Genomic DNA, 18,160 nt, shown 5'->3' with positions numbered 1-18,160 from the left:
GAGAGCTACCCAGGCGGCATCGGCCGAAACCTCTGAACATAGGATTCCCAATTCCAGGTGGACAGGAAAGCTTGCGCCGCTTCGTATCCGTTCCGGTGAAGAGCTTCGATGTCCTCCTGGAGAAGGTCGAAGTCCAGGACCCCCACATCGGTGGAGTCCACCCTGATTGCGCGGACACTCACCCACGGCTGGTTGAGGTACGCCTGATCGCGGCCCACGAGCATGGTGCTGAGAACGCTCTCGAACAGGTGCGGTGGTCCGAGAAGGCGCAGGAGTCTGAGATGGGGGATGACGTCATCGTTCCCAGCCGGCAGATTGGGCAGGACGGTGACCCCGAAGGTGGGCCATCGCGGCAACTGTCCATCGGTCCGATCCAGAGAATCGATCGGGAAGTTCGAGAGCACTCCGCCGTCCACCAGCGTCGAGGTCATTCCGGCGGCACTGGTCAACGAGACAGGGCGGAAGAAAAACGGGATAGCCATGGACGCCCGCACCGCGTCGGCTACGGACTGTGCATTGGGGTCGAGGCCGTAGACCCGTTCGAAGTCCCAGGGCAGTCGCACCAACTGCCCGGTCGTCACGTCGGTAACGGTGACCACCAGTCTGTACCGCCGGTTCAGCGGCAGGGTGTCGTCGTCGATCTGCAGGTCGCCGAAGGTTGAGATCCCCAGGGCCGCGAGCGTGTCCTTGATCCACTGGTGAACACGATCGCCCCGGTAGAGTCCGGTGCCCCGCAGCAGCGCCCACGATTGCCCGACGATCGGGATGTTCTCGAGGACGCCCGGATCGAGAAACTCTTTATAGTCGATACGGGTGAGCTTCTTCAGCTGCTCGCCGGTCACGGGTTCCCCGCTGGCTGTGGCGGCCGCGAGGATGGCTCCCACCACCGCGCCGGCCGACGTACCGGACACGCGATGAAACGTGTATCCGGCATCGATGAGCGCTGAGGCGGCGCCGACCAACCCGATTCCTTTGACGCCGCCACCCGCTAGGACGAGGTCGGCCTCCTTGCTGTCCCCTGATGCGGTCACATCATCCGTCCCCTGGTCGCTTGTGCGGAGTGGCCAAAATTCAAGCCTTCCTATCTTCGCCGCTTCGTCGTCAGTGAAGGACGGATTCGAGAGCTTATGTAGCGTCCAGATTTCAAGTCCATCAGAATCACCGGAGAGGCCGACACTCACATCGTCCGGTATTCGGCACGCCTACACGGAACGACAGACACCGTCGGCGCGGTCGCCAGTGCAGCCGGCCCCTCCTATATATGACGTGCGATTTCAGCCTGCTCTGCCGCGGTGAACTCGGCGTCGTCTAGCAGTCCCTGCGCACGCAGCGCAGCGAGACGCTCAATCTCATCTGTCAGACCGCCGGTCGACACGCCTCAGCACCAGGGCCCACGACTACCGATGTCGCGATCGGGCAGTGCCCCTTCTCAGCAGAAGCCGGATATGGCGCCGTACCGGACCTGACGGACGGCAGCTGGGGCGCGCATTCCCTCGAGATGCGATGCTGCTCCGAGCCTCAAGCATCGCTCGTGGGCAGACAGACCGCCCCATATCCCATGTGGCTCGGAATTTTCCAACGCGTAGGTACGACACCTGTCCGCGACTGCGCAGCACGCACAGAGCCCCTTGGGTATACGTTCACGCTTCGATCGCTGGTGCGGAGACTCTCCGTCCTGCGGGAAGAACAGTTCGGTTCCCATCCTGCGGCATCGGGAGTGTCGCTGCCATTCGAGTTCGTGGCCGAACAGGTCTTCGTCCATGCTGGTCGGGTCGTACCTTCTCTGCGGTGAAGATGTCCGCGGCCGTGACAGAGCCGTCCTCTCGGTGGAGGAGACCCAGTCGACCGCGTGGGACGTGCGGCCCGGCGACCGGGTCGCGCTGGAGGAATACCTGCCGTGCCTGCGGGAGGCCTGCCCGGCGTGCCGCATCGGGGACTACCGCATGTGCCCACACACCGATTTGTTCGCGGGAAAACGGCGAGTGGGTCTGGTCTCGGCGGACGACGGGGCCGGCCTGCACGGCGGCAACGCCGAATACATGCAGCTCAGCGCGAACAGCCTCGTCTACCGCCTACCGGCGGATCTCGACGCGGATCTCGCAGCGTGGACGCAGCCCTTCGCCAACGCGCTCGACTGGACGGTCGACGCCGGCGGCGCCAAGGAAGGCTCCACCGTCGTCGTCATCGGCCCCGGCTACCACGGCATCGCCGCGGTAGCTGCGGCCCGAGCCGTCGGCGCCGCCCGCATCGTCGTGATCGGGGTGCCGGAGTCGGCCGGCCGACTCGAGATCGTCGAATCGCTCGGTGCGGTACCGGTGATCAAAGGACGTCCCATTCATTCCATCGTAATCAACCTTCGCCAACCCTGAATTTGTCCGTCGGGCAGGTGACGGCGGCCTGCGGAAGCACGAATCGCTCTTTATGAATACCCTTGAGATCGCACGTAATCTAAGTGCGCGCCAGACGATTCAGGGGGCTGTATCTCGAATGATCGGTCAAAACGCATGTCCGGTTTCGCGAAGAGCAACGATCGGACAATCCGAGTGGCTTCCGCCGCTCCCTGCATTCGGTGCATGCCGGCGTCTTCTCACTCGATCGAGATCGGGCCACGATAGCCGATGGCATCGAGTGTCCGAAACGAATCCTCCGACGGAATGTCGCCATGACTGACCGACACGAATCCCACTGTCGCCGTGGATCCCCCACGGCAAGTGAGACCCCACGATTCCGGACATGCCGTTGTGGCGCCGCACCCGCGTGTCCTTGAAGTCCACGTGATAGATGTGGTCGCGAAAGTCCCAGACGAACGAGATAGAATCGATGTCTTGCCAAATCGCCTGGGACGGATCCCAATTGAACCCAAACTCAGGGTGGCTGTGTCGTCCTGGTCGTGGACAACACAGGATCGATGTCCACGCGATACAGGTCCGGTGAGGTCAAACGCATCATCGAGCGGATGGTGCCCGTGGCGGCCCAGCTCGATTCCGACGGAAACCTCGAGGTCTACGCCCATGCCGGCAGCAGCGTGGCCGGCCCTGCAGGTTGGTCGGTGGATGGTACGCAGGCAGCGGTCACGAGAGCGAGCAGTAGGATTACGAGGACGTGGACGAGGCGACCGGGATGGCGACGGGCGTGCATGGCACTGCTCCCGTGCGGGTCGGCCTGGGCGCATATTGCCGGCCACCGCCGCAGCAGCTACTGCTGAATGCAGTGTTTCGGCCGGAAGGGCGGCCTCAGAGGAGGGATCCGCCGGAGACCTCGATGCGCTCGGCGGTGACCCACCGCATGTCGTCTGAGGCGAGTGCGGCGATGGCGTCGCCGATCTCTACCGGTTTGCCGACCCGCCCGAGCGCGGTCTGTGCTGCGAGGGTGCTGCGGAGTGTGGGGTCGTCGCGCATGGCGCCGCCGTTGAATTGAGTGGCGCTCGGGCCCGGAGCGACCGCGTTGATGCGGATGCTGCGTGCTCCGAGTTCGATCGCCAAGCTGCGGGTGAGGACTTCGATGGCTGCCTTCGATGCAGAGTAGACCGATGTCCCCGGGCTGGCGTGGCGTGTCAGGGAGGTTGAGACGTTGATGATCCGGCCGCCGGCGGGGATGTGGGGACGAGTGCCTGGATGAGGAAGAACGTGCCGCGGAAGTTGGTGTTCACCACGGCGTCGAAGCTGGCTGCGGTCACTTCGGTCAACGGGTCGAAGAGCCCTATTCCGGCGTTGTTGACCAGGATGTCGAGCTTGTCGGTGTTCCACCGTGCGAGGAGCTGCTCTATCAGTTCGGCACCGAACGCGGCGAAGGAGTCGATGTCGCTGATGTCGAGCGGCATCGCCAGCGCGTCGCCCCCGGTGTTCTGGATCATGCGCACCGTGTCGGCGGTGCCTTGTGCACCTTCTCGGTAGGTCACTACTACCCGTGCTCCGCGGTGTGCGAGCGCGAGGGCGGCGCTGCGTCCGAGTCCGCGGCTCGCGCCGGTGACCAGTGCGCTCTGTCCTGATGTCATGAGGGGGGTTGAGCACCGTACCCATACGGCGCGCTACGTAGCGAACCCGTTTTAGTGGCTGCGGGTCGAACTTGACTCACAATGACTCGACCTGGATCCCGGCATGCCGACAGGGGTGAGCGTGGTTGTGTGAGCTGACCGTTCATGCAGCTGGTCGAGGCTTTCCAGCGTGGCGGCGGCATGATGGCTGACTTGTAGGCCTTCGGCTTCGCGTCCAGCCGTAGCTTAGGTGCCCGCGGCGATCGACGCCCTGGAGCGGGCCGCCCGCGGCAAGTGGGCGCTCTGTCGCTAACCGCCCCGCACACCCTGCTCAACGTACCGATCGGCGGGGAATGTCAGGTCGCGGCAGCCCCCGGATCGAACGAATTCTGTTGCTGGCCAAGCACGTCAACGACATCGTGCTGGCGATCTCCGCTGGGACCCTACGTGTGAATCTGCACGCTGGGTGGCGAGGCTGCACATCAGCACCCCACTCTATTCCCGCCCGACCCGGCTTCGGAGGCGGTGCCGGTGGCGCGCAAGGAGGCTGGGGCCATCGCGATCAATGGATCGACCGGCAACGCGTCGCGGGGCCTCCCCGATCCCGGGCACCGGCTCGAGACGGTGCGCGATTGAATGCGCGAGGGCAAGGTCGAGATGTCGGACGTATGATCGACGGACCGTCGGGGCGCCCACGCGGAAGGACGGACAATGGACAATTGGTGGCTGTACTACAGCCCGTTTCCCCAACCTGTCCGAGAGTGGCTGTGGCTGATGGTGCAGCAGTTGTGGTAGCCCGCTGACGGTCCCGGACGTCCACCTCCTGCTGCCCTCTTGGCAAATCTGCGTCCGTATCAGTTGTTGGTGACGACGAACCCCCTCCCGACGGGGTTGGGTTGGGCGTTGATGCCGTCGAGGACGGCAGCGAACTTGATGTACTCGAACGCGAACAGTGCCGTGTCGAATCCGCGGACCATGCCGACGATCTCGGTGTTGTTCTGAAGTACGGGACCACCGGAGTCGCCACCGCCTGATTGGGCGTTGCTGTAGAAGCGTGTCGTGTTCTGCGAGGTGATCGCCCCGCAGTGGACGCCGGTGCCGGCCCCGTCCTTGCAATGGGGACCGACCGGGTTGGGTGCGCCGATTCCGTCGACCCGGGCACTGGGACCATTCGATGTGAGTACCGCGTCGGCATTGAGGCGGATGACCACCCAGTCGACGCCGGTCCCGCCGCCGGGACTGCGGTACACGATGTTCCCGATGTGTTCCCGCGGTCCGGTCGGCGCGTAGCGGTAGACGGGCGCACCGTCGGGTGCGTCGTCGACGCAGTGGGCGGCGGAGATGCCGATCTTGTTGCCGAGAAAGTCGGTGCCCACGACGCCCATCGTGCAGAACTCGATGATGCCCGGCGGATGCGGGACCGGGTTCAGGTCGTCGGTCCATGCGATGCCGTTGGACACGACACCGGTGGCTGATGCCGCCGGTACGTTGACGAGGTATACGCCGAGGGTGACTGCGAGACACGCAAGAAGCCCGTAAACCGTTCGCAATTTGAGTTCTTTCTTTATTCGGGGCGTCGAGGGACTATCTGTAGGCCGCTCTTGTTGGTGGCCGAACTGGGCTCGACTTGATGATTTCTTCACGGCTGACTTCGGGGGTCGGAAGTAGCAGGACCCTGTCTGCCGGTCGCCGTTGGCTTCCGGCACGGCCGTCAGCAAGGACGTTAGGGCACAGGCATTGTTCGGAATGAACGGCGCGGTCGGCGGCAGTCCACACGGATCCGTGGTGGGATGGGCGACGATCAGAACCACACGAACAGCGGATATGGCTCGCCCTCCATCGTCCGGTCATAGCGGAACGCGGATCTTGCCCCGGGCACCCTGTGTGAGAGGGTCGTCAACCCGGGCGTATGCCCGACGGTCCGATCATCGAGCGTCACGGTCGTGACCGTGAAGGGGGTGAAGTCGGTGCCCCTCCGGCTCGGCGACAGCTCGATGACGGTGCACGACAGGATCGCGGCGTTCCCGACGAGGGAACTTTGCTGACTTCAGTGCTGCGGCACGACGAGCACGTGGACGCGTCGGCGGCGAGCATGGTGCGGCACTGATCGCAGCGGCACATGGTGAAGAAGTCGCGTGCGACAACGGGGGAGCGGTGGAGCTGATCGTGCATCGGGGGCCTCGACTTGCAGGGTGCGTGGGTTGTTCGACCCCACACTCCCCCCATGAGGTTCATCCGACGACGGTAGAACGACCCGTAGGCATACCCGTTTTCGCGCCCGGGGCTGTCCACGGGGTCGAGATCCGCATGGTGTGGGTCGTGGATGTGACGGGGACCGGGGCGTCCCGGATCAACGCCGATGCCTGGTTGTCCACGTGTGACGCCTCGGGGTATTTGCACACTCGTCGGTGGGTCGCCGCGATCCTCGCCGCGAACCCCGATGTCGATGGCGTGCAATATCGGCCGCGGGACGGCGAGAACATTCTCGCCTGGATGTCGGCCGATGACCTGGCCGTGCACACTACCCGGCCGTCTACGCCGTCGGAGGGGTGATCGCGCTCGACTCCGCCGCCGGGCACTACCTGTTGGGTGCGATTCTCACCGCGCACAACGCGGCACTCGGACGCTGATCCGGCCCGCGCTGGCACCGATTGCGGAGCTGGGGCAGGCAGCATTTGATCGTCGCGTGAGTGATCACTGGGGTTCCGTGCCCGTCTCCATGGGACTGCACACATGCTGCGGCATCGTGGTTCGCGCCAGCCCGACGACGAGGATCTGGTTCGCTACCTAACCCTGTGGAGATGCCAGCGGCAGGGGTCGTTGTCGGTGTCGGGTCTGCGCCGTCACGGCCCGAAGCGGTCTGGTGGGCAGGAGTGTTCGAGTACGAGACGGGGCGAGGGGCGACTCGTTCCGAGGGTCGACACGTCAGCCGAGGGTCGCCGTGTCGAAGGTTCCCAGTGGGGCGGCGACACGGTCGATGTGTTGTGGCGCAGCCAAGCGCAGCCCCCGCCAACGATGTATATCAGCTGGCAGGGGCGCTACACGGACAACCTGCACGTAGTAACGAGCAGCGCATCAACGATCTTCATGAGCCGGAGCCTGGAAGTCCAGGGAGTGTGATCCATGCCATTGCACTATTTTCGAACCGCTGAATTACCGACCAGTAAGTGCGATGTCGACGCTTCCTGCGGCGCGTGCACGATCCTGTTGGAGTTTCTGGGTCGCGATCGGCGCGAGCCTGCGACAGGGGTGGTACTGCCGGACCTGGCGTGTTCGGCTTCGCCGCAGCAGTGTCGGCGGATTTCGGCATCGAGTGCTTGAGCGACAAGCTTGAATCGTCCACTGGTTATTCTGTGCTGCAGGTTTCCGGGCGAATTCGTAGCTGTTCTGTGCAATAGAGTATGTGCGGCGAGCCGCTCACTTACCGTTGACGCAGACGACCAACGGCCCGGTCGGATCACTGCCCGCGGGCGGGCCGGCAACCCCGCACGATTTGTGCTGGTGTCGCGAAATGCTTGGGCGACATGGTTCGGACACCGGTTGTGTGATGTATAACACAGCTGAATTTGTGGAGAAGTCTGGTGCTCAGGGGTGTTCGGTTGCAACCCTAAGCTGAGACCCAAAGCTCCAGACCTAATTTCGGGTATGGGTGTAGGTATTTCGGCCAATGTGCAGGTGTCGAAGTCGGTCCACAGTGGCGGGTGCGCGTCGTCGACGTGGCAGTCGAGAATTATCTGCACGTGAGAGAAGAGTTGTCATGGCACGGATCGCCGAAAACTTGGGTATGAATCTGCTGAATACGTTGCGGGTCGGTGTGGTTGGCACTGTTCTGTACGCCGGGCTGATCATGGGCGTGGTTGCGGTAGCGGTGTGGAAGTTCCCGATGCCCGGCGTGTAGGCCCGGCGGACTCATGGTCGTGCGCCGATGCCGGCGAGTGAAACACTCGGTGGCAGTTCGGCGATAGAGCTGACAGGGGCGTGGTTGTGCCCGTGGCTCCGCGTGGCCGGCAGTAAACGCGCGATACCCGTGACGGGCCCCGTTTGCCGTGGAAGGGGCGATGATGTTCGGGACGAGCGTGGGTCTCATGGTTGGCCTGCTGGTGGTGACGCTTCTGGTGGTCCCCGTCTCGTTCGGTGTGGCGGCACGAGCGGACGCGAAGGTCCGCCGCCTTGCGGAGTCCCGAGCGTCCCATCCGAATCCGGTGGGCTCGGTCGCCGTCGCGAATGCGGACGAGCAGTGTGATCGGTGGCGGCAGCTGGCAACGAGGGCGTGGCTGATCTGCGGCGGCGCCTCGCTGGTCGCAGTAGCGGTCGTGGGTGCACTGATCTGCGTCGGTTGAGTGCGACGAGGTGCGCCGGGGCGCGGTGGTTGGTTCGCAGCTGTGGGTGCGGGAGGGGCTGAGCCTTCGACGTCGAGCCCGGGACTGGAATATCACCGGAATCTGAAACCATCTCGGCCGCTGTGGCATACGCGCCAGAGGGCTCCCGAGCTGCGGTGACGCCCCAGGTGAGCCGAAGCGGCCCGGTCGGAGTGTCGTCCGCTCCGGCCGGGCCTCGCCGGGACATACAACAGGTACCCGGCGCGGGAATCCTGACCGCGCTCCTCATTCAGTGCGCGTCCGGGAGGAGGCGTACTACGGTCGGGCGGTGCGGTTGCGCGTCGGTGTACCAGGGTGATGGTGTCTCTGATGTCTCCTCGGACGTGTGCTTCGTGTAAAGTTTTCGCCCGGATCTACGAATTTCGGCGGAGCGGTGTGTGCACCAATCGCTGCTAGCCAGTACAGGTTTGGCTGGCGCAGTATTGTTTTGGCGAACTGCTCCTTCGTGTTCCGGTGCGAGGAAATGGTAGGTCCGCAGCCCGCCCCGATCGGCGAAATGTGACCCGGGCCACATGACTTTTTCGGTTGCCCGCACTTCGGCCGGCGGCCGTCGGTGCAGGCGCCGATTCAAATACACGCATTCGAGTACGGGCGTTGGTTCTGACAGGACGGATTCGGTGCCTGACTGATCGACTCGCCTGGTGCCGAACTCTGCCCGCCCGGGCAATGAGAGATCGTCGACGTGTGGTGTACAGCGCCCGGCGGTGGATGCGGATGTTCGAGGTCGGACCGGTTGGTATGGACCTCGGGTAAGTGGGGTGTGTTGCGGTTGAATGGGGGATATGGGGTCGCCGGTGGGTGAGCAGCTGTGGCAGACGTTGTCGGATTCCGGGTTGGCGTTGGTGTGCGTCCGCGGACCGCAGTGCCGATGGGCGGATCTGCTCTCGCCCGGGGATGAATCGGTGGGGGAGCTGACCTGGCTGGCACGGGACGCCGACGAGATCGCCGAGCAGTACCGCCGCGACCACCGATAGCGACACACCGGAGCCTCGACGCCCCTGGCGTGGACCGGGCGGCCCGCACCGACGTTCCCGTCACCGGATCGTCCGGCCGTCAGAATTAGTCCGCTCAGCGCGCCGAAACGACTGCACATGCTCGCCGCAGGCCAATTAGTGCGCCATCCGCACGCCGCCGGCGACCGCGATCTGCACAACGGCGGGATGAGTACGGCGGGTGACCGGACCTGCTTCAGAGCGCACCTGGGCGGGTGTGTGAGCCTCTGAGCGTTCGGGGTGGGGATGCCGGTGCCCAGCAGCGGCCGGGTCCGGGTGTCGTGCCCGCAGGGGGCGTTGCTGCGGCGCGGTAATGGGGAGGGAATGTTGAGAGGTCGGCCGCGGAGCGCGGCGTGTGTGGGCGGTGTTCGTGCAGGTCGGCTCGCGTGCCGGTCCGGGCGGTGCTTATGCTCGATCCTGGGAGTTCGCGGAGGGAAGGTGGCGCAGCATGGTCCGAAACAGCGGCAACCGGCCGGTCGATGGCCCGGTGTTGACGGTCGGTGTCCGGGTGCTGGTCCGCAGGAGCGCCGCGGCCGATCTCACCGGTGTGGTTGTCGAGGATTATGCGGTAGTGACCGACCCCGGCGGTGGTGGGCACGAGTGGGCGCCGGTGCATCGGTGGGCGATCGCGGTCGACGACGGGCGGCTGATCTTCGCCGACACCGAGGACCTGACCATCGATCCGAGTTTCCACCACCGAACCCCGGACCCGGACCGCGATCAGGCCGCGCGCACATCCGGCCGGCACCGGGGAGAATGACGGCTGCGCACCACGCCGCCCGCGGACGGGTCCCGGCCCGCGAGGTGTCGGGATGCGGGGTGCCCCAGTGTCGTGCGGAGCCCGCAGGCGTCCGAGGTACCCGGCGAGGGTCCGGTGTTCGGTTAGGTGCAGTCCCGGCAGATCAGCTGCGCGGGGTCGGCGAGGCGGCTGCGGTGGTGAACCAGAAAGCAACTGGTGCAGGTGAATTCGTCCGCCTGCTTGGGGATGACGCGGACCGTGAGTTCTTCGCCGGACAGGTCGGCGCCGGGCAGTTCGCAGGATTCGGCGGTGTCGGTGTCTTCGACGTCGACGACGGGGGACTGGGTGTCTTTCCGGCTGGCGGTGAGCTGTTCGAGGGACGTATCCGGCTCGTCGGATTCGGTGATTCTGGGGGCGTCGTAGTCGGTGGCCATGTCTGTTTCGTCCTCATGCTCTCGGTGTTTCGAATCCGCCAGGTTAAAGGGTGCGGCACCGCGAGAGGCTTCCGGGGTCGGGCCGTGCGGGTGCGTCGTGTGTGGCGCGCTCGGCCACCGTGTCGATGCGGATGCGTTGTTGTAACGATGCGGGCTGGAAGTTCGGTGTACCTGACGCCTCGATCTCCTCTGCGGTTCAGCCGACCTTGGAAGGGTGTTGGTTGCGGCGGTCCGCTGGGTTGCGTCCCACCCGCAGAGTTGTTGCCCACTGACTGGATCTGGATGCCGGCCGACAGTGATGGAGTAGTCACCGTGTAGCTGGCCAGCCCGCTAATCATTGTCCGCCAATGTCATTCACTAGCCGGAAGTGTGGACGTTGCTGCAACGCAATATTTCTTGGCCGTAGGTTGCTCACAGGTTGTGCAGGCACTTGACCGTAGCGTTGGCGATCCGATCGACTGGGATGGCGAGCGGTCGACGGATCTTCCACACCGGCGTCAACCCCCAAGTCTCGTTGCAGTGGAATGTGGTGATTGACCGGTCGGAGGAGAATTGTTTCCCGGGTCGGTGAAGGAAGCATGATCGTGTCGTTACTGAATGTAGTGTTTACCTCATGGCGACACGCACGCTCGCTCGATTCCTGTGCACGGCGATGCTGACGTGTGCAGCGCTGCTCGGCGTACCCGTCGAACCCCCGCCCGCATCCGCCCAGCCATGTCCCGATGTCGAGGTGGCGTTCGCCAGGGGTACCGATCAACCGGATGGCGTGGGCAGCACAGGACTCTCATTCGTCGAATCGCTGCGCTTGTTCGCGGGCACGCGGTCGATCGGGGTGTACGCCGTCAACTACCCTGCCGGTAGCAATTTCGATGACAAACAAGCGTTTGTCCACACCTTCGTCGACGGGATGCGGGACATGCATTCCCGGATTCAGTTCATGGCGACAAGCTGCCCCAACACGAGGATGGTGGTCGGCGGTTACTCCCAGGGCGCGGCTGTGGCAGGGTTTGTCACCGCGGACGAAAATCCAGCCGGATTACCTACTGAGCTGGTCCTACCCGGACCGTTGTCGCCGGATGTGGCGAGCCACGTTGCCGCGGTCGTCTTCTTTGGAAAACCCTCGGATCGGTTCATGCGTGATGCAGGCAGTCCGCCGATCGTTGTCGGGCCGCTATTCGATCCTAAGACAATCGATTTGTGCGCTCCCGGCGACAACATCTGCGATGGTTCCCCTCTCGGAAGCCCCAATGTCGTGCACGCGTTGTATCCCGCGAACGGGATGACCATCGCGGCTGCACAGTTCGCCGCCGCTCGCCTCTAGCCGGTCCGCGCGCTTGGTGCATCGCCTCAGATCTTAGGGATCGGGCTGGCGCTTGCCGGCCGCGCACCGGAGCCCGACTGGCGGGGTCATCTCGGTGGCATGCCGCACTGTTTCCACGCCACGTCGGGGCCGTGCACTGCCCTGAGCGCCCCGGTTGCCCGGGTCACGTGAGCGGGATGCCGAGCTTACTCACCCACGGGATCCGCCTGTCCCACCAGGGGAGGGATGCGGGGGCCTCGACTTCGATGATCGCGTCGCGATATCGCTGGTCGAGCCGGGTGACTGCGACGTGAAGACGGTGAGCGCGTCGGCCGCCCTGCCGCATGAGGCGTTCGAGTCGGTCCCGGGGTCCGTCGCCGAGAAGTCGACTGTCGCATGCCGGGCATCCGGTGAGGGTGCCGGTGATGGTCACTCTGTTGTCGAGTGCCGGTCTCGGTCGCGGTCCGTAGCGCACCCGGCGTTCAACCGATTCCACACGATGACGCCATTGCGTGAGGTACACGATGGCTGCGCCGTCTTGCCGCGGTCGACGCGGTCGGTGCGGGTTCACCGGCGGAGTAGGGCTGTGGCCCTCTCTTCAGAAATTGTCATGTTGTGCGTCATGACGAAGACGCGACCGGTGAGGGGACAGGTGGTGCTTCGACGTACTCTACGTTGGTTTCTGCGTGTTGAGCGAGGATCCGCCTGCGCTACGTCTGGTGCGGGACACACCGCGGGCGACATGAATGGGCCTCTTGGTGCGGGGTTTCGCGGAGACTGATATGTCATGACCGATCAGCTGCACGCCGACCTCATTGAACGTCTCGGCCGGGCTGTGGCCCACGCCGCTATGGATGGTGATCCGCTGTTCGGCACGGTCGAGATCACCATTGCCGAGCTGGCCGAGTTGCTCGAACGCCTCATGCCTCCCAGCGATTGATCGGGGCATTCACGCTCCTGCGGGCGTGTCCGCACAACCGGCGAACGGCGCGGGACCCGCGGCTGACGCGGCGAGCCGCGATTCCAGCGTCCCAGGTCAGAAGCTTGGAGTTCAGAGCGGGTCAGTGGTGAGGTCGCGTCCCCGGGGTTCGACCATTTGGCACATCGCGACGATGGTGACGGGGCCGTCGCTGCAAATCCTGACGCTCAGCGGCCGGGTGCCTCCTGGAAGCCGCTAGGAGGCTGCTCGCGATCAACGGTGTAGAACCGGCGCCGATGAGACTGGCCACCTGAAAGCCCAGAGTCACCCCGATGTATCGAACACCGGATCCGGATGTCTTATGAAACCCGCTGCGCAAGAGGGAATCCATGGGGATCTCCAGCAGTGTGCGATTGTCGGGTTTGTTGTCATCATGACTTTGGATCCCGATTCGACGAGCGTATAGGGGAGGGTGTTCGGATGGCGTCGACCGGACGCACCGCTCGTCGGGCCACCCGGTCCCGCAGCGCGGTCACCAGGGGAATGCAGACCAGTAAGGCAGCTGACGTGAGCCTTGATCATTGCTGTCGATGCGCACGCTCACTTTGCCGCAGGGCAGGCCCGGGTGAGTGGCGTCGGGGCTCACCCAGACCGCCGCGCGGGCGCCTTCGCCCTGCGTGGCGGGAGGGCACGCCACCGTGCGGTGACCGATGCCGGTGTTGGGTTGATCGGGTTGGCGCGGTGGCGGGTCCGTCCACTGTCAGATGGTGCTTGACGACACCGAGGCGCGATTGCGGTGGGGTGAGAGAGGAGTCGTTCGATTCGATGGTGGGTATGAACCGGCGGTCAGGTCGGTGTAGGCACTGGGGCGGCGGTCGCGGAAGAGGCCCCAGCTTGCTCGCTGGGTGCGCAGCTTCTCCAGATCGAACTCGTGGAGAATGACTCCTTCCCTGTCATTGCTCAGTTCCTCGACGACTTCTCCCCGTTGGTTCGTGATGAAGGACTGCCCGAAGAATTCGATGTGCGTGGTGCCCTGGGTCTCGACGCCGATTCGGTTGGCTGCGACGATCGGCATCATGTTGGCGGCTGCGTGTCCGCGCTGCACGGTCTGCCAGTGGGTGTGTCGCAGTTCGGTATTCTGCAAGTCTCCCGGTTCGGTGGAGTGGTCACCGTGGTGGTCGTTCGGGGTGGGGCTTGATCCGATTGCGGTGGGGTAGAGCAGTATTTCTGCTCCTTGTAACGCCATGATTCTCGCCGATTCGACGAACCACTGATCCCAGCAGATACCGACGCCGATGGTGGCGTAACGCGTGCGCCACGCTCTCACGCCTGTGTCGCCGGGATTGAAGTAGAACTTCTCGTGATATCCGGGGCCTTCCGGTATGTGCGTTTTCCGATATGTTCCGAGGATCGTGCCGTCTGCATCGATGATGGTGACGCTGTTGAAGTACTTCTGACCGTCGCGTTCGAATGTGCTCACCGGTAGAACGACCTGCAGTTCGTGGGCAAGGTCGCGTCCCAGTTGCACCGCGGGGTTCTCGTCGATGGGTGCGGCGAGTGAAAAGTACTCGTCGTCGAGGCTCTGGCAGAAGTACGGCGTCTCGAATAACTCGGGGAGGGCGATGATCTGGGCGCCGGCGCCGGCGGCTTTGCGTACCAGGCGCTCGGCGGTGGCAAGATTTTCGTGTAGGTCCCAGGTGCAGGCGAACTGGGTGGCGGCCACGGTCACTGGCAGTGGCTTTGTTTCCGGGGTGGGTCTCATGTGGATTGCCTTCTAGGTGCGGGTGCTAATGGGTGGTGTATGGGAATTGAGGTCCACCGCGCGGTCGGGGTGGGTCTGGGGGTCCGGATCGGCGTCCGAAGCGTGCAGGCGGTCGAACAGCAGATCCACTCTCCGGCGTTCGGCGGTGGTCATCGGCGCTGCGTAGGTCAGGGCGACGTAGACGGCCGCGTTGACGAGTAGTGCTGCGACACCGGAGGTGAGGCCTCCGAGCCAGGGGATCGAGATCGGGTAGACCAGCTGGAGGACACCTGCAGTCACGAACCCGCTGGTCATCGCTGAGACCGCGGCCGTGGCGGTGCCTCTTCTCCAGAAGATCCCGAGGAACAATGTTGGGGCGAGCTGGCAGATCCCCTGGTAAGAGATGAGGGCGAGGGTGATCAATCCGGAGGAGGTGCCGGCGGTAACGAAGGCCCCGAGCGCGGCGAGCAGAGTCAGCACGCCAACGGTGATGCGTCCGATCCGCGGATCGGTGACTCGGACTCCCCGTGCAACGCCGACGATGTCGTTGGCGGTTTGGGTTCCTAGGGCCTGAAGATTGGCACCCACGTTGCCCATGGTGGCGGCGACCACGCAGATACCGGCGACGGTGATCAGGACGACACCTCCGACCCCGGCCGTGATGAACCACACGTCGTCGGGCGCCTCGGCTACGCCGGGGACGCTGGAAGCGGCGATCGCCATCAAGGTCAATGCCGCCCCGAAGATCAGCAGCACTGGCGCCGCTTGCACTGCCGAGCGTTTGATCGTCGCGACGCTTCTCGCCGTGAACAGCCGGACAAAGATGTCCGGCCAGCACCAACCTCCCAGCGCGCCGGTGAGAATCAGAGACAAGAGGTAGAGAGGTCCGAGCGAGCTGCCCGGTCCGGGCAGCTCGAAGTGGTCCGCGGCGACGTTGTCGAATCCGTGCCCGTTGCTGACAAGCCAGGTGAGTAGGCCGAGGACGATGAGGGTCCCGATGAAGTAGGCGGCGATGCCCTGCACCATGTCGCTGATGATCACCCCGCGCATGCCGAATCTGACCGTCCAGATCTGGCGGAGGCCGATCACCACGATGCCGATCAGCACAGCCGCGTTCGCTCCGACGTGCCCGAATGACAGATACTTGAATACCAGTGCCAGCGACTGCATCCCGAGAACGATCCAGGGAAAGGACGCGGCGATTCCGATCACTGCGGCAACTACCCGGACCGCGCGTGAGTTGTAGCGGGCGCCGAGCAGGTCGGCTTGGGATCTCAGGTCGTAGCGCTTACCCCAATCGTGTACGGGTTTTGCGAGGAAGAACATGAGCACGACGGCCAGCAGGGAATAGATCATCGAGTAGAAACCGATGACTCCGGCGCTCGCGGCGAGCCCGGCGAACGAGATGAACATCGTCCCTGGCAGCCACGTATTGAGGAACGCCATGGTTCCGAAGAACGATCCGAAGGACCGCCCGGCCGTCGCGTACTCACTGAAGGTTGCGTCTTTCCGCTTGGTGAGCTCCAAGGCCGTCACGACGACAACGAAGAAAACGGCGATGCCTCCGTATCCGATGAGCATGTTCATCAATGATCGCCCCCGCCCGCCGAGTCGAGTGCGGTCATCACGAACAGGCTCAGCGTGATGAACACACCGGCTGCGACGAAATATCCGATCGAGACCACGGCGGTGCCGTTGCCGGCCAGCCAGTGCAGCGTCGGTGCCAGCCCAATGACGAAGTCGAGCGCCAGGAGCCCCAGTATCAGGGCGGAACGCGACCTTCTCGCGGACGGTCGAGCTGAATATGACATGTGCAAACTCCGTGGTAGGGCCCTCAGGGCATTTGCCGGAACGTTCCGGCATATTTTTATCGTCACGTAACGCCGGTCACATGTCAAGGAGTGTTGTTGAAGTTTCCAAACCGGAACCTCAGTACGATTGCGGCATGCCGGCAGTGACGATCATCGATCTGGCTCGCGAACTCGGGCTGTCGAAGACGACGGTGTCCGATGCGTTGATCGGATCCGGTCGGGTGTCGGAGGCCACGCGTCAGCGGGTGATGACGGCCGCACAGTCGATGGGATACGTGTCGAATCGTGCCGCCCGGTCATTGCGTCGGCGAACGACCGGCGCGTTCGGGTTGTACATTCCCTCGGAGGTCCGAGGACTGTCCTTCTACATGCATTTCGCTTTCGGAGCAGCGGACGCAGCGGCGTCCGTCGGACGAGATCTCACGCTCCATACGCGAACGTCCGAACACTTCCAGGTCGACGGCGCGCTCGTCATCGATGCTCTCGACGACGACCCGGTAGTCGACAGGATGCTCCGGGCCGCGATCCCGATCGTCTTCGCCGGACGGAGCGGCCCCCTTCCGCTGCCCGCGCAACCGGTGGGAACGATCGAGATCGACCATCGCGCCGTCGTCGACTTTGTTCTCGAGCAACTCAAATCAACAGGTACGCGGCGTCCGGGCTACGTCGGCCTCGAATCACTACGCGGCCCCCATTGGGCCGCCGACTCGAAGAGCAGCTTCGAAGAGTGGTGCCTCCGTGAGGGCATCGAGCCGCACATGCTCCTCTTACCCGCAGACCCCAACGAGGACGAACTGTTCGCTGCTCTCGAAAAATTGACTGGTGAATGCGCCGTCGACGCAATCGTGTTCGGGCCCCAAGGATTGGCCGGGCGCGCCCTCCCGATGCTGCACTCGCTCGGGAAGACCCCCGACGTCAACAGCGATCACGATTTTCGCGTGGCCTCCCTTGCTGGCGACCCCGTCAGTGAGTTGGGAAGTTCTCAGATCTTCGCAGTAGACCTTGCCCCGCGCAGTTTCGGCCACGAGGCCATGGACTTCCTCGTTGAAGTGTCCACTTCACCTCCATCCGAACCACTGCACCGTTTTCATGCGGCGAACTTGCATCGAACTGTCGATGCCTCTGATGCACAACCGAGTTGAGGGCTGTCCGCCTGATCCCCACTGAGAGGCCGCGGAGACGCGTTTGCACCCCCATTAGGCTCTCACGGGGATCCTGCGCGGGGTCCAATACTCTTTCGAGGTTCCGCGACCGAGGGTATATTCGTACGACACCCTGCAGCATTCGGCGTTGGTTCCCATAGCTATTCGGGTTATTTGGCGTCGGTGATGCGTTCGTGGATCGAAGGTTTCGAGGTTTTGTCCGGTGGTGCGGGCGGCGCCCAGGGCGAGGGTGTATTCGTCGTCGTTGAGCCGGATGGGGATGCGGTGGGCGGGCCGGGGGTGGGCCTGTTGGCGAGGTTGTGCTGGGGGTGTCCGCGCACCTCGCTGATGTTGAGGGATATGGGGGCGGTGAGGATTTGAGCGCCGGTGGAGGCGGGGTCGTCGAGCATGGCCAGGAGGAGGTGGTCGGTGCCGATCCTCTCGTGCCCGAGCAAGGCCGTTTGGCGCAGGCTGCCCTCGAGGACCTTCGTCGTCTTCGCCGGTGATCGGGATGTGCTCGGCGACCGGGGCGGAGCCCGTCGGTGGGCTGACACGCTCGAGTCTGCTCTCGAGTGCCGGGGCAGTGACACGCCACGAGGGGAGTTGGTGATGGACTGCCTCGACATCGCAGGGAACCCCGTGATCTTCGCGGTGGGCTGGTGGGCGGTGCTGGCCGGTTTGTCGGCGGCGGGTGGTTTTCGCCCGTGAGGTGGGGCATCGGGTGAGGCAC

Annotated in this window: 20 protein-coding genes and 1 pseudogene; 11 read left to right on the top strand and 10 right to left on the bottom strand. The window is 64.2% G+C overall.

Annotated features, from left to right (window positions below; genetic code table 11):
- Nucleotides 1–5: 5 nt before the first annotated feature.
- The 3 genes from RJ1_RS13020 to RJ1_RS13015 all read right to left on the bottom strand — a co-directional run bounded on the left by RJ1_RS13020 (nucleotide 6) and on the right by RJ1_RS13015 (nucleotide 1,762).
- Nucleotides 6–1,031, bottom strand: coding sequence for a patatin-like phospholipase family protein (locus tag RJ1_RS13020; protein WP_073360468.1), 1,026 nt, complete (start codon nucleotides 1,029–1,031; stop codon nucleotides 6–8).
- A 224-nt stretch (nucleotides 1,032–1,255) separates the two neighbouring features.
- Nucleotides 1,256–1,375 carry an SHOCT domain-containing protein gene (locus tag RJ1_RS49275; RefSeq protein WP_378379383.1) on the bottom strand — a complete coding sequence of 40 codons (120 nt, stop codon included), beginning with the start codon at nucleotides 1,373–1,375 and terminating at the stop codon, nucleotides 1,256–1,258.
- 54 nt (nucleotides 1,376–1,429) lie between these two features.
- Nucleotides 1,430–1,762: a WhiB family transcriptional regulator gene (locus RJ1_RS13015; RefSeq protein WP_083400703.1), complete on the bottom strand. Its 333-nt coding sequence runs from the start codon at nucleotides 1,760–1,762 to the stop codon at nucleotides 1,430–1,432.
- Between RJ1_RS13015 and RJ1_RS13010 the strand changes: the two genes are divergently transcribed.
- On the top strand, nucleotides 1,761–2,369 hold the full coding sequence (locus RJ1_RS13010) for an alcohol dehydrogenase catalytic domain-containing protein (protein WP_240319686.1): 609 nt from the start codon (nucleotides 1,761–1,763) through the stop codon (nucleotides 2,367–2,369). The genes RJ1_RS13015 and RJ1_RS13010 overlap by 2 nt on opposite strands.
- Before the next feature lie 539 nt (nucleotides 2,370–2,908).
- Nucleotides 2,909–3,205 carry a VWA domain-containing protein gene (locus RJ1_RS13005; RefSeq protein WP_073360466.1) on the top strand — a complete coding sequence of 99 codons (297 nt, stop codon included), beginning with the start codon at nucleotides 2,909–2,911 and terminating at the stop codon, nucleotides 3,203–3,205.
- 28 nt (nucleotides 3,206–3,233) lie between these two features.
- Here RJ1_RS13005 and RJ1_RS13000 read toward each other — a convergent pair.
- Together RJ1_RS13000 and RJ1_RS12995 are read right to left on the bottom strand one after the other, a co-directional pair.
- Nucleotides 3,234–3,994 (bottom strand): annotated as a pseudogene (locus tag RJ1_RS13000) (SDR family NAD(P)-dependent oxidoreductase).
- Between the two features lie 833 nt (nucleotides 3,995–4,827).
- Nucleotides 4,828–5,523: a chymotrypsin family serine protease gene (locus RJ1_RS12995; RefSeq protein WP_240319685.1), complete on the bottom strand. Its 696-nt coding sequence runs from the start codon at nucleotides 5,521–5,523 to the stop codon at nucleotides 4,828–4,830.
- A 769-nt stretch (nucleotides 5,524–6,292) separates the two neighbouring features.
- Here RJ1_RS12995 and RJ1_RS12985 point away from each other — a divergent pair.
- From RJ1_RS12985 to RJ1_RS12970, 5 genes are all read left to right on the top strand, one after another.
- Entirely contained in the window at nucleotides 6,293–6,526 is a 234-nt protein-coding gene (locus tag RJ1_RS12985) for a hypothetical protein (protein ID WP_240319684.1), read from the top strand.
- A gap of 1,204 nt (nucleotides 6,527–7,730) precedes the next feature.
- Nucleotides 7,731–7,871, top strand: a complete 141-nt coding sequence (locus RJ1_RS46725; RefSeq protein ID WP_162850315.1) for a hypothetical protein — start codon at nucleotides 7,731–7,733, stop codon at nucleotides 7,869–7,871.
- Between the two features lie 160 nt (nucleotides 7,872–8,031).
- Entirely contained in the window at nucleotides 8,032–8,313 is a 282-nt protein-coding gene (locus RJ1_RS12980) for a hypothetical protein (RefSeq protein WP_083400427.1), read from the top strand.
- A gap of 821 nt (nucleotides 8,314–9,134) precedes the next feature.
- Nucleotides 9,135–9,326 (top strand): hypothetical protein, encoded by a 192-nt coding sequence (locus RJ1_RS12975; protein ID WP_073360460.1) that lies wholly within the window; start codon nucleotides 9,135–9,137, stop codon nucleotides 9,324–9,326.
- Between the two features lie 466 nt (nucleotides 9,327–9,792).
- Nucleotides 9,793–10,104, top strand: coding sequence for a hypothetical protein (locus tag RJ1_RS12970; protein WP_073360597.1), 312 nt, complete (start codon nucleotides 9,793–9,795; stop codon nucleotides 10,102–10,104).
- Nucleotides 10,105–10,226: 122 nt separating this feature from the next.
- Here RJ1_RS12970 and RJ1_RS12965 read toward each other — a convergent pair whose 3' ends face one another.
- Nucleotides 10,227–10,517 carry a DUF4193 domain-containing protein gene (locus tag RJ1_RS12965; protein ID WP_073360458.1) on the bottom strand — a complete coding sequence of 97 codons (291 nt, stop codon included), beginning with the start codon at nucleotides 10,515–10,517 and terminating at the stop codon, nucleotides 10,227–10,229.
- A gap of 613 nt (nucleotides 10,518–11,130) precedes the next feature.
- Between RJ1_RS12965 and RJ1_RS12960 the strand changes: the two genes are divergently transcribed.
- Nucleotides 11,131–11,838 carry a cutinase family protein gene (locus RJ1_RS12960; RefSeq protein ID WP_073360456.1) on the top strand — a complete coding sequence of 236 codons (708 nt, stop codon included), beginning with the start codon at nucleotides 11,131–11,133 and terminating at the stop codon, nucleotides 11,836–11,838.
- Nucleotides 11,839–12,001: 163 nt separating this feature from the next.
- On the opposite strand, the gene RJ1_RS12955 is transcribed toward RJ1_RS12960, so the two are convergent.
- The gene (locus tag RJ1_RS12955; protein ID WP_074872799.1) at nucleotides 12,002–12,313 is read right to left on the bottom strand and encodes a hypothetical protein; all 312 of its coding nucleotides are present in this window, start codon (nucleotides 12,311–12,313) and stop codon (nucleotides 12,002–12,004) included.
- 291 nt (nucleotides 12,314–12,604) lie between these two features.
- On the opposite strand from RJ1_RS12955, the gene RJ1_RS46720 reads away from it, so the two are divergent.
- Nucleotides 12,605–12,757 (top strand): hypothetical protein, encoded by a 153-nt coding sequence (locus RJ1_RS46720; protein WP_162850314.1) that lies wholly within the window; start codon nucleotides 12,605–12,607, stop codon nucleotides 12,755–12,757.
- Nucleotides 12,758–13,496: 739 nt separating this feature from the next.
- Here the strand turns inward: RJ1_RS46720 and aguB are convergent.
- From aguB to RJ1_RS12940, 3 genes are read right to left on the bottom strand one after another with little or no spacing between them, the layout of a single operon-like run.
- Nucleotides 13,497–14,465 carry an N-carbamoylputrescine amidase gene (aguB, locus tag RJ1_RS12950; RefSeq protein WP_073360451.1) on the bottom strand — a complete coding sequence of 323 codons (969 nt, stop codon included), beginning with the start codon at nucleotides 14,463–14,465 and terminating at the stop codon, nucleotides 13,497–13,499.
- A 45-nt stretch (nucleotides 14,466–14,510) separates the two neighbouring features.
- The gene (locus RJ1_RS12945; RefSeq protein WP_240319683.1) at nucleotides 14,511–16,064 is read right to left on the bottom strand and encodes a sodium:solute symporter family protein; all 1,554 of its coding nucleotides are present in this window, start codon (nucleotides 16,062–16,064) and stop codon (nucleotides 14,511–14,513) included.
- Nucleotides 16,064–16,288 (bottom strand): hypothetical protein, encoded by a 225-nt coding sequence (locus RJ1_RS12940; RefSeq protein WP_073360449.1) that lies wholly within the window; start codon nucleotides 16,286–16,288, stop codon nucleotides 16,064–16,066. Before RJ1_RS12940 ends, RJ1_RS12945 begins: the two co-directional genes overlap by 1 nt.
- A 134-nt stretch (nucleotides 16,289–16,422) precedes the next feature.
- Between RJ1_RS12940 and RJ1_RS12935 the strand changes: the two genes are divergently transcribed.
- Together RJ1_RS12935 and RJ1_RS47675 are read left to right on the top strand one after the other, a co-directional pair.
- Nucleotides 16,423–17,430 (top strand): LacI family DNA-binding transcriptional regulator, encoded by a 1,008-nt coding sequence (locus RJ1_RS12935; protein ID WP_073360447.1) that lies wholly within the window; start codon nucleotides 16,423–16,425, stop codon nucleotides 17,428–17,430.
- A 429-nt stretch (nucleotides 17,431–17,859) separates the two neighbouring features.
- Nucleotides 17,860–18,138, top strand: a complete 279-nt coding sequence (locus tag RJ1_RS47675) for a hypothetical protein (protein ID WP_240320044.1) — start codon at nucleotides 17,860–17,862, stop codon at nucleotides 18,136–18,138.
- The last annotated feature ends 22 nt before the right edge of the window (nucleotides 18,139–18,160 follow it).

This window comes from Rhodococcus jostii NBRC 16295 (assembly GCF_001894825.1).
Taxonomy (GTDB): domain Bacteria; phylum Actinomycetota; class Actinomycetes; order Mycobacteriales; family Mycobacteriaceae; genus Rhodococcus_F; species Rhodococcus_F jostii.
The sequence above is the reverse complement of the archived record's forward strand: the minus strand, read 5'-3'. Positions and strand labels throughout refer to the sequence as shown.